The 10,947-nt window shown below is 73.9% G+C and carries 10 protein-coding genes; 4 read left to right on the top strand and 6 right to left on the bottom strand.

What is annotated here, in order from left to right; translation table 11 throughout:
* Window positions 1-6 precede the first annotated feature (6 nt).
* Together JD79_RS08620 and JD79_RS08615 are read right to left on the bottom strand one after the other, a co-directional pair.
* Complete coding sequence (locus tag JD79_RS08620; protein ID WP_110005185.1) at window positions 7-1,182, bottom strand: zinc-dependent alcohol dehydrogenase; 1,176 nt, start codon at window positions 1,180-1,182, stop codon at window positions 7-9.
* Window positions 1,179-1,652 (bottom strand): hypothetical protein, encoded by a 474-nt coding sequence (locus JD79_RS08615; RefSeq protein WP_110005184.1) that lies wholly within the window; start codon window positions 1,650-1,652, stop codon window positions 1,179-1,181. Before JD79_RS08615 ends, JD79_RS08620 begins: the two co-directional genes overlap by 4 nt.
* 92 nt (window positions 1,653-1,744) lie before the next feature.
* Between JD79_RS08615 and JD79_RS08610 the strand changes: the two genes are divergently transcribed.
* Window positions 1,745-3,535: an acyl-CoA dehydrogenase gene (locus JD79_RS08610; protein WP_110005183.1), complete on the top strand. Its 1,791-nt coding sequence runs from the start codon at window positions 1,745-1,747 to the stop codon at window positions 3,533-3,535.
* 142 nt (window positions 3,536-3,677) lie between these two features.
* Here JD79_RS08610 and JD79_RS08605 read toward each other — a convergent pair whose 3' ends face one another.
* Window positions 3,678-3,830, bottom strand: a complete 153-nt coding sequence (locus JD79_RS08605; RefSeq protein WP_245899946.1) for a hypothetical protein — start codon at window positions 3,828-3,830, stop codon at window positions 3,678-3,680.
* A 237-nt stretch (window positions 3,831-4,067) separates the two neighbouring features.
* On the opposite strand from JD79_RS08605, the gene JD79_RS08600 reads away from it, so the two are divergent.
* From JD79_RS08600 to JD79_RS08590, 3 genes are all read left to right on the top strand, one after another.
* Window positions 4,068-5,585, top strand: coding sequence for an MFS transporter (locus JD79_RS08600; RefSeq protein WP_110005181.1), 1,518 nt, complete (start codon window positions 4,068-4,070; stop codon window positions 5,583-5,585).
* Window positions 5,586-5,676: 91 nt separating this feature from the next.
* Window positions 5,677-6,717 carry a YihY/virulence factor BrkB family protein gene (locus JD79_RS08595; RefSeq protein ID WP_110005180.1) on the top strand — a complete coding sequence of 347 codons (1,041 nt, stop codon included), beginning with the start codon at window positions 5,677-5,679 and terminating at the stop codon, window positions 6,715-6,717.
* Between the two features lie 291 nt (window positions 6,718-7,008).
* Window positions 7,009-7,290 carry a hypothetical protein gene (locus JD79_RS08590; RefSeq protein WP_146220412.1) on the top strand — a complete coding sequence of 94 codons (282 nt, stop codon included), beginning with the start codon at window positions 7,009-7,011 and terminating at the stop codon, window positions 7,288-7,290.
* A 27-nt stretch (window positions 7,291-7,317) separates the two neighbouring features.
* Here JD79_RS08590 and JD79_RS08585 read toward each other — a convergent pair whose 3' ends face one another.
* From JD79_RS08585 to JD79_RS22550, 3 genes are all read right to left on the bottom strand, one after another.
* Window positions 7,318-7,857, bottom strand: a complete 540-nt coding sequence (locus JD79_RS08585; protein ID WP_110005178.1) for a hypothetical protein — start codon at window positions 7,855-7,857, stop codon at window positions 7,318-7,320.
* 166 nt (window positions 7,858-8,023) lie between these two features.
* Complete coding sequence (locus JD79_RS08580; protein WP_170149158.1) at window positions 8,024-8,947, bottom strand: 3'-5' exonuclease; 924 nt, start codon at window positions 8,945-8,947, stop codon at window positions 8,024-8,026.
* Window positions 8,944-10,827, bottom strand: coding sequence for a hypothetical protein (locus JD79_RS22550; protein WP_170149157.1), 1,884 nt, complete (start codon window positions 10,825-10,827; stop codon window positions 8,944-8,946). The genes JD79_RS08580 and JD79_RS22550 overlap by 4 nt, the downstream gene beginning before the upstream one ends.
* Window positions 10,828-10,947 lie beyond the last annotated feature (120 nt).

The raw sequence follows: 10,947 nt of genomic DNA, 5'->3' as shown, positions 1-10,947 counted from the left end.
CGGCGGTCAGCCGTGGGGCAGGAAGACGGCGCGGACGCAGCCGTCCTCCTTGTCCTTGAACATCCGGTAGCCGCGCGGCGCGTCCTCCAGCGGCATCACGTGGGTGGCCAGGTGCTCGGTGGTGAGCTCGCCGCGGGCCATGTGCTCGAGGATCCGCGGCATGTAGCGCTGCCCGTGCACCTGGGCCCCGCGCAGCGTCAGGCCCTTGTTCATGGCCGCGCCCAGGGGGAACTTGTCCACCGGCCCCGCGAAGACGCCGAGCACGAAGACGCTCCCGCCCTTGCGGCAGGCCATGATCGCCTCGCGGACGGCCGACGGCCGGTCGGTCTGCAGCCGCAGCTGCTGCTTGACCTGGTCGTACACGTTCTGGATGCCGGTGCTGTGCGCCTCCATGCCGACCGCCTCGATGCAGACGTCGGGCCCGCGGCCGCCGGTGCGCTCGCGCAGCTCGGCCATGACGTCGGTGGTCGAGTAGTCGATGACCTCCGCGCCCACGTGCCGCCGCACCTGCTCCAGCCGCTCGGGCAGCCGGTCGACCACGTACACCTGCTCGGCCCCGAGCAGCATCGCCGCCCGGGCGGCCATCTGCCCGACCCCGCCGGCGCCCCACACGGCCACCGTGTCCCCGGGCTTCGTGCCGGCCAGGTCCGCGCCCATCCAGCCCGTGGAGACGGCGTCGGAGGCGAACAGCGCCCGGTCGTCGCTGACCTCGTCGGGCACGACGAAGCTGCCGACGTCGGCGAAGGGCACCCGCACGTACTCCGCGTGCGAGCCGGCGAAGCCGCCCATCGCGTGCGAGTAGCCGAAGCAGCCGCCCGGGCTCTGACCCCACAGCCCCTCGGTGATACCCGGGTTGGGGTTGCCGTTGTCGCACAGGGAGTACAGCTCCTGCCGGCAGTACCAGCAGTTCCCGCAGGCGATGAAGGAGTTGACGACGACGCGGTCGCCGACGCGGCGGTCCCGCACACCGGGGCCGACCTCGACGACCTCGCCCATGAACTCGTGGCCGAGCACGTCGCCGGCGCGCATCGCCGGGATGTAGCCGCCCAGCAGGTGCAGGTCCGAGCCGCACGTCGTCGTCCGCCGGACCCGCAGGATCACGTCGCGGTCGTTGAGGATCGTCGGGTCGGGGACGGTCTCCACCGACACCTCGTTGACGCCGGTCCAGGTCGCGGCCCTCACAGCACGCCCTCCCTCGGCGCGGCCTCCGCCGCGCCCTCGAGCGCGGCACCCTGCGGGGTGGCGGCGCGTGTCCCGTGCGGCTGCGGGTCCACCCGCAGCACCTCGCCGACCTCGAGCAGCGCCTTGGCCTCGCGGAGCGCGGCGCGCAGGTCGCCGATCTCCTCCTCGCCCGGCGTCCCGCGGTAGCGCGCCGCGAGCTCGGTGCCGCGGTCGCCGGGCGCCGGGGTGGTGCGCACCTCGATCCGGTCGCCGAGCGCGGCCAGCGGCGCCGGCAGCCCCGCGGCGTCGACGTCGGCCGGCTCGCGCAGCACGGTCACCGCGCGCCAGCGGCGGGCGGCGACCTCCGGGGCGTCGGTGGCCGACGCCTGTCCGGCGCCGGGCAGGCGGACGTGCTGCAGCTGCCTGAGCAGTGCCGCACCCGCTCCCCCGGCGAGGCCGGTCGCCCGGCCGATCAGGTGGTCGAGGTCCATGAGGGAGGTGCTACCCCTCCACGGACCCGGCCTATCGTGGGCCGGTCGGGCAGCGTGCCCGTTCTCCCGCCGCCGTCGTCCGTGGAGGCCCCGTGTCCAACCTGATCCTGTCGCCGCGTGACCTGGACTTCCTGCTCCACGAGTGGCTGGACGTCGAGACCCTCACCAAGCGGCCCCGCTACGCCGAGCACTCGCGCGAGACCTTCGACGCGGTGATGGAGCTCGCCCAGCGGATCGCCACGGAGCACTTCGCGCCGCACAACCGGAAGGCCGACGAGAACGAGCCGCGGTTCGTCGACGGCAAGGTGGAGATGATCCCCGAGGTCGGACAGGCGCTCGCGGTGTTCCGCGAGTCCGGGATCATGTCCGGGACCTTCGACGAGGAGTACGGCGGCATGCAGTTGCCGCAGACCGTCGGGCAGGCGGCCTTCGCCTGGTTCAAGGCGGCCAACGTCGGGACGTCGAGCTATCCGTTCCTGACCATGGGCAACGCCCGGCTGCTGCTGGCGCACGGCTCGCAGGAGCAGAAGGACACCTTCGTCCGGCCGATGCTCGAGGGCCGCTGGTTCGGCACGATGGCGCTGTCGGAGCCGCAGGCCGGGTCCTCGCTGGCCGACATCACCACCCGCGCCGAGCCGCAGGACGACGGCTCCTACCGGCTCACCGGCAACAAGATGTGGATCTCCGCCGGCGACCACGAGCTCACCGAGAACATCGTCCACCTGGTGCTCGCCAAGATCCCCGGTGGCCCGCCCGGGGTGAAGGGCATCTCGCTGTTCATCGTGCCCAAGGTGCTGGTGGCCGACGACGGCTCGCTCGGCGAGCGCAACGACGTCGTCCTGGCCGGCCTGAACCACAAGATGGGCTACCGGGGGACGACGAACACGCTGCTCAACTTCGGTGAGGGCGTGCACCGTCCCGGTGGCCGGGCCGGCGCGGTCGGGTACCTGGTCGGGGAGCCGCACAAGGGGCTCTCCTACATGTTCCACATGATGAACGAGGCCCGGATCGGCGTCGGGATGGGCGCGACCGTCCTCGGCTACACCGGCTACCTGCACGCGCTGGAGTACGCGCGCACCCGCACCCAGGGCCGGTCGGCGAGCAGCAAGGACCCGTCGTCGCCGATGGTGCGGCTGGTCGACCACCCCGACGTGCGCCGCATGCTGCTGGCCGCCAAGTGCTATGCCCAGGGCGGGCTGGCGCTGGGCCTGTACTGCGCCCGCCTGGTCGACGAGGAGCGGACCGGCGAGACCGAGGAGGACCGCAGCCGCGCCCACCTGCTGCTGGACACGCTGACCCCGATCGCGAAGGCGTGGCCCTCGCAGTGGGGCCCGGTCGCCGACGACCTCGCCATCCAGGTGCACGGCGGCTACGGCTACACCCGCGACTACCCGGTCGAGCAGTTCTACCGGGACAACCGGCTCAACCCGATCCACGAGGGCACCAACGGCATCCAGGCCCTCGACCTGCTCGGCCGCAAGGTCACCGTGCACGGCGGTGCGGGGCTGCGGCTGCTGGCCGAGACCATCGCCGCGACCACGGCCCGCGCCGCCGGGACGCCGTTCGCCGACCTCGCCTCCGACGTCGACGCCGCCGTCACCCGGCTGGTCGGGGTGACCGGCACGCTGTGGGGCGCCGGCGACCCGGCGCTGACGCTGGCCAACGCCTCCGCCTACCTCGACGCGGCCGGGCACACCGTCGTCGGCTGGCTGTGGCTGGAGCAGGCACTGGCCACCCGGGACGAGACCAGCGACTTCCACGAGGGCAAGCGCGCCGCGGCGCGGTTCTTCCAGCGGTGGGAGCTGCCGAAGGTGCACGGCTGGCTGGACCTGCTGGAGTCCCTCGACCGGACGGTGCTCGACACCCCCGACGCCCACCTCTGAGGACCCCCTCCCCGCCCCTCGCCCGCTCGGGGCGGTGCCCGGGAGGGGCCGGGGACCGGATCGACCGGACCCCGGACGCACGCGCGCCCCGCGGCTCCCGGGAGGGAGCGGCGGGGCGCGTCCGCGTCCGGGGTGGTGCGGCTCAGGCCGCCCGGGCCATCCCCACCGGCTCGACGGCGACAGCCGCAGGAGCGGCCTCGCGGCGGGTCGCGGTGCCGGCCGCCGCCCGCTGCTCGCGCTCGTAGCGCGCCGTCGTGGAGGTGCCCATCGCGATCACCAGAGCGGTCAGCACCACGAACCCGACCAGGGTGACTGCAGGCCACAGAAGCATCTCGAACGTCCCCTTGCTCGTCTCGTCTCGCCGCCCGGCTGCAGGCCGGCGGCGCGTCGTCCGGGGACTGTGTCCCCAGCGAACCGCCCTCTCAATCGTCGCTACGTACTGTTCACCTGACGGACTGTGAGCGGACTCACCGTTGGGTCCCGCAACCAGCCCGCCGCGTCGTCGGGGGCGGCCGCATGGTGTCATCGGGAGGTGTCCACCGGCGCCCAGGTCTCCCGCGCCGGAACGGCCTCCCCCGGCGCCCCGACGCGTCCGGCGCTCCTGGTCCTGACCCTGTCACTGGGCGTCACCACGCTGTCGTTGCTGCAGAGCCTGGTGGTCCCGGTGCTCGGGCCCATCGGCGAGCAGCTCGGCGTCTCACCGGCCGCCGCCGGCTGGGTGCTCACCGCCAACCTGCTGGCCGCCGCCGTGCTCACCCCGGTGCTCGGCCGGCTCGGGGACACCCGGGGCGAGCGGCCGGTCATCCTCGGCATCCTGGCCGCCGTCGCGATCGGCACGCTGCTGGCGATCGTCACCCGCTCGCTCCCGCTGCTGATCGTCGCCCGCGTGCTGCAGGGCGCGTCCTACGGGCTCTTCCCCCTGTCGATCAGCGTCCTGCGCCGCGAGCTGCCACCGGAGCGGCTCAGCGTCGCGATGTCGATCGTCAGCAGCACCCTGGGCGTCGGCGGCGTCGTCGGCCTGGTCGCCGCCGGCCTGCTCACCGGCGACGGCGGCGACTACCACCGGCCGTTCTGGATCGGGCTCGGCGTCACCCTGCTGTCCCTGGTCCTGGTGGCGGTCCTGCTGCCGCGCCGCGCGCCGACGGCGACCGGCCGGGTCGACTGGCTCGGCGCCGTCGTCCTCGGGATCGGCCTCGTGCTGCTGCTCCTGCCCGTGTCGCAGGGCAACGGCTGGGGCTGGACCTCCCCGCTGACGCTCGGCTGCGCGGCGGGGGCACTGGCCGTCCTGGGCCTCTGGGTGCTGCTGCAGCGCCGCAGCACCCAGCCGCTGGTGCGCCCCGCGCTGCTCACCGACCCGCGCATGCTCGTGCCGAACCTGGCCGGTCTCATGACCGGCGTCGGCCTGTTCGTGTCCTTCCTCGCCGTCATGCAGTACGTGCAGACACCGCCCGGCGTGGCCGGCTACGGGTTCGGCGCGCCGGTGCTCGAGGCCGCCGTCGTGTACCTGCTGCCCGGCGGCGTGGTCGGCATCCTGCTCGCCCCGTTCGCCGGCACGGTGGTCGACCGGATCGGCGCGCTGCCCACCCTCCTCGTCGGAGCGGTCAGCGGCGTGGCCGGTTTCGTGGTCCTCGCCCTCGGCCGGTCCGAGCCGTGGCTGGTCGTGACGGCGGGGCTGCTGTCCCAGGCGTGGGTGACCGTCGCCTACGCCGCGCTGCCCACGCTGGTGGTCCGGGCGGTGCGGCGGACCGAGACCGGCGTGGCCAACGCGGTCAACTCGATCGCCCGGGCGGCGGGCCAGGCCGTGGGCAGCACGCTGACCGTCGCCCTGCTCGGCGCCGCCACCGACCCGGCGACCGGCCTGCCGCGGGCCGGGGGGTTCACCCTGGTGGCCCTGCTCGGTGCGGGCGCGGCGGCGGCGGTCGCGCTGGTGAGCCTGGCCGGGATGGTGCAGGCCCGGCGCGGAGGGGCCGCCGGGCCCGACGACCTGCACGACGTGGAGCGGGCGACCGCCGGCGCAGGCGAGTGGTCACCCGTCTCGGGGATCCGCTGACACGCCGCGCCCGGATGATCACCGGAGCGCATGGAACGGTCCCGCCCGGGGCACCCACCCGGGGCGACTGCGCCCAGCCCCGGAGGACCCCATGGCCCGAAACACCGGCTCCCGTGCCACTGACACGGAGGCCAAGACCAGGTTCGCCGGCAACACCGCCGGCGACCCGGCTCCGCACGACGACAAGGTCAACTCCACGCGGTTCGACAACGCCCCCCGCGGGACCGACACCACGCCGACCTTCTTCGGCACGGTCAAGCGGACCGTCAAGGAGTTCAGCGAGGACAACCTCACCGACTGGGCGGCGTCGCTCACCTACTACGGCGTCCTCGCGCTCTTCCCGGCGATCATCGCGCTGACGTCGATCGTCGGCCTGCTGACGACCCCGGAGCAGCTCACCACCGCACTGACCACCGTGGTGCCCGGGAGCGCGGCGGAGACGCTGGGCCCGGTCATCGACCAGGTCGCCGGCAACCAGAGCACCGCCGGGTTCGGCCTGGTCATCGGTCTGGTCGGCGCCGTCTGGTCGGCCTCGGGCTACGTGGGTGCCTTCACCCGCGCCTCGAACGTCGTCTACGAGACGCCCGAGGGCCGCAAGATCTGGAAGCTCAAGCCGCTGCAGCTGCTGGTCACCCTGATCGGCATCCTGTTCGCCGCCGTCATCGTGGCGATGCTGGTGCTCAGCGGCCCGGTCGTGGAGGCCATCGGCTCGGCCATCGGCCTGGGCGACACCGCCCTGACCGTGTGGAACGTGGCCAAGTGGCCGGTCATCCTCGTGGTCCTCGCGCTGATGATCGCCGTCCTCTACTACTCCACGCCGAACGTCAAGCTGCGCGGCTTCCGGTTCATCAGCCCCGGCGCCGGCGTCGCGATCCTCGTGGCCGTCGTCGCCTCCGCCGCGTTCGCGTTCTACGTGGCCAACTTCGGCAGCTACAACAAGACCTACGGCACGCTGGCCGGCGTCGTCGTGTTCCTCGTCTGGTTCTGGCTGATCAACGTGGCGCTGCTGTTCGGCATCGAGTTCGACGCCGAGAAGGAGCGGACCAAGGAGCTGAAGGACGGCGTCCCGGGGGCCGAGAAGGAGATCCAGCTCGACGCCCGCGCCGAGCCGAAGCCCCGCAGCACCAACTAGGAGGAGACCCGGCACGCGCGAGAGGCCCCCTCCCGGGATCGCCTGTTCGGCTTTTAGTGTGGGTACATGGCGCACAAAGGGCGCACGCCCGATGTGACAACGCGTGACCCCGGTCCACCTCGGACCGGGGTCACGCTCACGTTCGGGGGCCTCGACGGCGCGCGGTCAGGGTGGCCCTGTGCGTCGCGGCGGTGCGGGAGGTGGCCGGTGTCGGCGTGTCGGGTGCGGGGGCCGCGCGCCTACGGGCAGCTTGCGTCCCCACTGCTGTTGCGCACGCAGCACACTGGGTGCGTGCGCGACCTGAATGAGGCGGCCGAGCGCCAACAGCGTGTGTTCGACCGTGCTGTCGCTCGGGAACGGGAGGCCATCGCGGCGCACGAGCGCGCGGCCACCTTCCACGACGCCACTGGCGAGGTGCTCGCGCAGGCGGCGCTCGGCGAGCTGAACCCGGAGAGGTCCGCCGGTATGGCGCGGCGAGCGGCCAATGAGCGGCGCCTCGCGGACACAGCGCGGGAGCGCGCACGGACCGCCCGCGCACGGCTGGCAGCGGAAGGGGTCACCGTCGAGGAGTGAGACCGGCCGGGCGCGTAGGTGGACCCGTCAGATCGGCAGGTACGGGTTCACGTTGACCCGTCCCTCCGGCCGGGCGAGCCGGGGGTGGGTGATGGTCCGGGCGGTCAGCGCGCGTTCCGCGCGGACGGCGGCCTGCTGGTGCCAGGTCAGCCACAGCCGCAGGTCCTCGTAGGCCGGGTCGCTGGTGCGGTGGGCGAGCACCTGGTCGGCGATGGCCTCGGCGGCGGCCAGGCCCCCGGTGTCGATGACGGCCTCACAGGCGACCAGCGCCAGGCGGGGCTCGACGAGGTGCAGGCCCTTGTCCATCGCGGCTTCGAGGTACTTCATCGCGGCGGTGATGCGGCCAGCGTCGTCCTCGTTCGTGACGACGAGCCAGGCCATGTAGGCCGCGGCGTCGGTGTGCGGGCCGGGCCAGGTGTTGATGCGGCGGTCGGGCCGGCTGCCGAAGAGCCGGTCGCGGATGCTGGCCTCGGTGAGCACGCCCCGCGCGCCGAGCGTGGCGATGCGGGCGACCGGCTGGTAGATCGTGTCGCGGGGCAGCCGTGCCCGGCGCGGCAGTCGGTGCACGCCTCGGCGCGCACCTCGGCGCAGGGGGTGCTGGCGGCGACTAGCGAGCGCTGCCCGGCCCACCACCGCAGCGCCCGGGTGTGCGTCAGCGTCGGGGCCGCGGGGTCGGCCCCCTCGATGAGCTCCGCGACCGCGCCGAGCAGCGTGCCCGGCTGGCCCGGCTCGGTCAGCGAGGGCAGCAGCGCGACCAGCGGGTCGAGGAGCGCCCGCCGTTCTCCGGGGCGGCCAGGCCCGCCTCGCCGCGCAGGTGCGGGCAGCGCAGGACCGCGCACTCCCCGGCGAGGTCGAGCCAGGCCCGGTGCTCGTCGGCGGTGCCCGCGTGCGTCAGCGGCCGGTCGTGGCGGGCCAGGTGCTCGGCCGGCAGCACCGGGTCGATGTCGCGACGGCTGCGGATGTAGCCGGGCAGACGCGGGGACTGCGTGGTGCCGCGGTCGTGGTCGGCGAGCAGGTCCCCGAGCGAGGCGTAGGACGCGCCGGCCGCGTGGACGAGCAGCTTGACCAGGGCGTCGGCGGTGGCCCGGGCGTCGCCGCGGGCGTGGTGGGCCGCGCCGTTGGTCACGCCGAGCAGCTGGCACAGGGTGGCCAGGCTGACCACGCCCCGGTTGCCGATGCCGGGCACGCGCAGCAGCCGGGGCAGCGTGCTGGTGTCGACGACGGGGAGGTCCGGCAGATCGGCCAGGCCGACCGTGACGCGGGTGTCGCCGGCGGCGCGGGCCTCGTCGAGGCGTTCCAGCTCGCGGCGGAGCACCCGCAGGTCGCTGCCGGTGTGCTGGACGAGCACCGCGCCCGGCACCCGCAGCGCGTCGAGGATGGCCGGGGCGTGGTGGCGGAACGGCCGCTTGCCGGCGACGGCCTCGGTGGTGAAGCCGTGCACGCGGGTGGAGGCGGCGCTGACCGGGACGCCGGGGTTCATCTCGCGGTACAGCTCGCCGTCGCGGACCCGCTTGCCGCGCACGACGCGGACGACGGCGACGGAGATGAGCCGGTCGCCGTCACCGTCAGGGTCGGCGGTGTACTCGGTGTCGAGCACCACGAACGGCCGCTGGGTGAGCAGCTGGAACAGCTCGAACCCGGTGTCGGACAGGCTCACGAGGCACCGCCGAGACGCTTGTCGGCCAGGGCCGCGACCAGCAGCGGGTTCAGCAGCGACGAGTAGCCCGGCGACGGCGTGCCGTCCTCCCGGGGCGGCGGCTGCGCGTCGGCCAGCAGCCGCGGTGCCGGCGCCCACCCGCCGGCCGTCTCGTTGCTGTCCCGGATGGCCTTCGCCACGGCATCCAGGTCGCCGAACGCGCCCTGGTCACGGGCCACGGCCAGGTCGAAGAGGAAGTTGGTGCGGGCCAGGTTCCGGTACAGGTGCTTGCGGTTGTCCAGGAACGGCTCGAGCTGGAGGCGCATGCGGGTCTCGACCGCCGCGTTCGAGGCCGGCAGCTGTGGCTGGCGGGCCAGCAGCGGCAGCGCCGCCGTCAGCCGCGGCTCGTACATCTTGCGCTGCTCGGTGAGCTTCACCACCGGGGCCGGCAGCGCCGCGACGGCGGCGATGAGCTCGTCCCACCACCGCGACCAGTCGGCGGCGGTCCGGTTGAGCAGCTCGTCCCGGGTCAGCACGTCCATGTGCTTGGCCAGCTGCGGGATGAGCACGGCGCGGCCCTCGACCTTCGTCGTGGTGCCGGTCAGCTCCATCAGCCCGTCGCGGATGTTGCGGTGGACGTGGAACAGGCTCGGGATGAGGCCGACCGCTCCGGGGCCGTAGTGCGCGTTGACCGCGCCGGTGATGGCCAGCGAGCTGTCCGCGACGATGTAGTCCGGTCGCACCGGCAGCTCGTTGAGCACCAGCCGCCACGCCTGCTGGTTGCCGCGCGGGTAGGCCCGAACCATGCGCAGCCGCGCCTCCCGTGACGGCAGCGTCATCGGGTCCGGTGCCGGCCGCCAGCGCACCTCTACGACCACCAGCAGGCTCCACTGCGCCTGCTGGAACCGGTTGCGCGCGGCCTTGCGGCGGCGGGTCAGCACGACCGGCAGCTCGTCGAGGATGTAGGTGAGCGGGGCCGCCAGCGACGCGCTCGGGTCGGCGGCCAGGGCGGCGTCGTTGGCCGCGCGCTGCCGCTGCTCCCGCTTGACGACCGCCTCGACCGCCTGCTCGAACAGCAGCGGCGCGTACTGCTCCACCAGGTCGGCGGCCAGGTGCCAGGCGGTCTTGCCCTGCTTGGTCGTCCACGACCCTGACGCGCTGCCCGCGCCCGCGGCGAGCAGGTCGATGCCGTGCGCCTCGTGCAGGTGCCGCACGGCCAGATCGCGATGCTCACGCATGGCCAGGGAGACCTTCGCGTAGCTCGCCCCCAGCGACAGGTCGTTGAGCGCCTTCGCCACGGCCTTCAGCGACCAGGGGGTGTGCCGCGCCCCGGTCAGCTCACCGCTGTGCGGCGACAGCAGCTCGTCGCAGGTCGCGCAGGTGTCGCTGCCCACCTCCACCGTCTCCCGCGACAGCGGCGGGACGAAGGTGTGTGCCTCGTCGGCCACAGGCACGCACCTGTACCGCTGCCGCCGCCGCGACCCCCGGCCGAACGAGCCGTGCCGGGTCACCTTCGAGTCCTCGTGCTCCGGGCACTCCGGCGGCACATCCAGCGAGGTCAGCGTCTTCCCGACCGCACGCGCCATGACCTGGAAGTGGTGCACGGAGCCGTCCGGGCGGGTGCACCTGTACCGCGCCCAGGTGCCCGCCTTCGTCCGGCGCGTGCCACGGGCCGCGACCCGGGCGTCCGCGTGTCCGGCCTCCGGGCAGCGGACCCGGCGCGGCTTCGGCCGGGCCGTCGGCCGGTCCAGCGGCCGCGTGAAGAAGTGGTGTGCGCCGTCCAGCACGCACTCGAACCGCTGCTGCGGCCCACTCGCCGCCGGACGGAGCCCGCGACGGCGCACCCGGCTGCCGGCGTGCTCCGGCTTCGGGCAGGCGGGCACCCCGCTGACCTCGCTCATCGACACCCCCGTGACAGAGACCGACCCCCTCGGTCACGGAGAGTGTACCGAGGGGGTCGGACAGGGATGCACCCAAACCCACACTAAAAGCCGAACAGGCCGGGATCGGGAGGGGGCCTC

The sequence above is a fragment of the Geodermatophilus normandii genome, from assembly GCF_003182485.1.
GTDB lineage: Bacteria > Actinomycetota > Actinomycetes > Mycobacteriales > Geodermatophilaceae > Geodermatophilus > Geodermatophilus normandii.
This window is presented reverse-complemented; position numbering and strand designations above follow the sequence as displayed.

Excerpts from the sequence above, each read along its gene's own strand:
- JD79_RS08615 (WP_110005184.1), bottom strand. The coding sequence starts at position 1,652 with ATGGACCTCGACCACCTGATCGGCCGGGCGACCGGCCTCGCCGGGGGA.
- JD79_RS08595 (WP_110005180.1), top strand. The coding sequence starts at position 5,677 with ATGGCCCGAAACACCGGCTCCCGTGCCACTGACACGGAGGCCAAGACC.
- JD79_RS22550 (WP_170149157.1), bottom strand. The coding sequence starts at position 10,827 with ATGAGCGAGGTCAGCGGGGTGCCCGCCTGCCCGAAGCCGGAGCACGCC.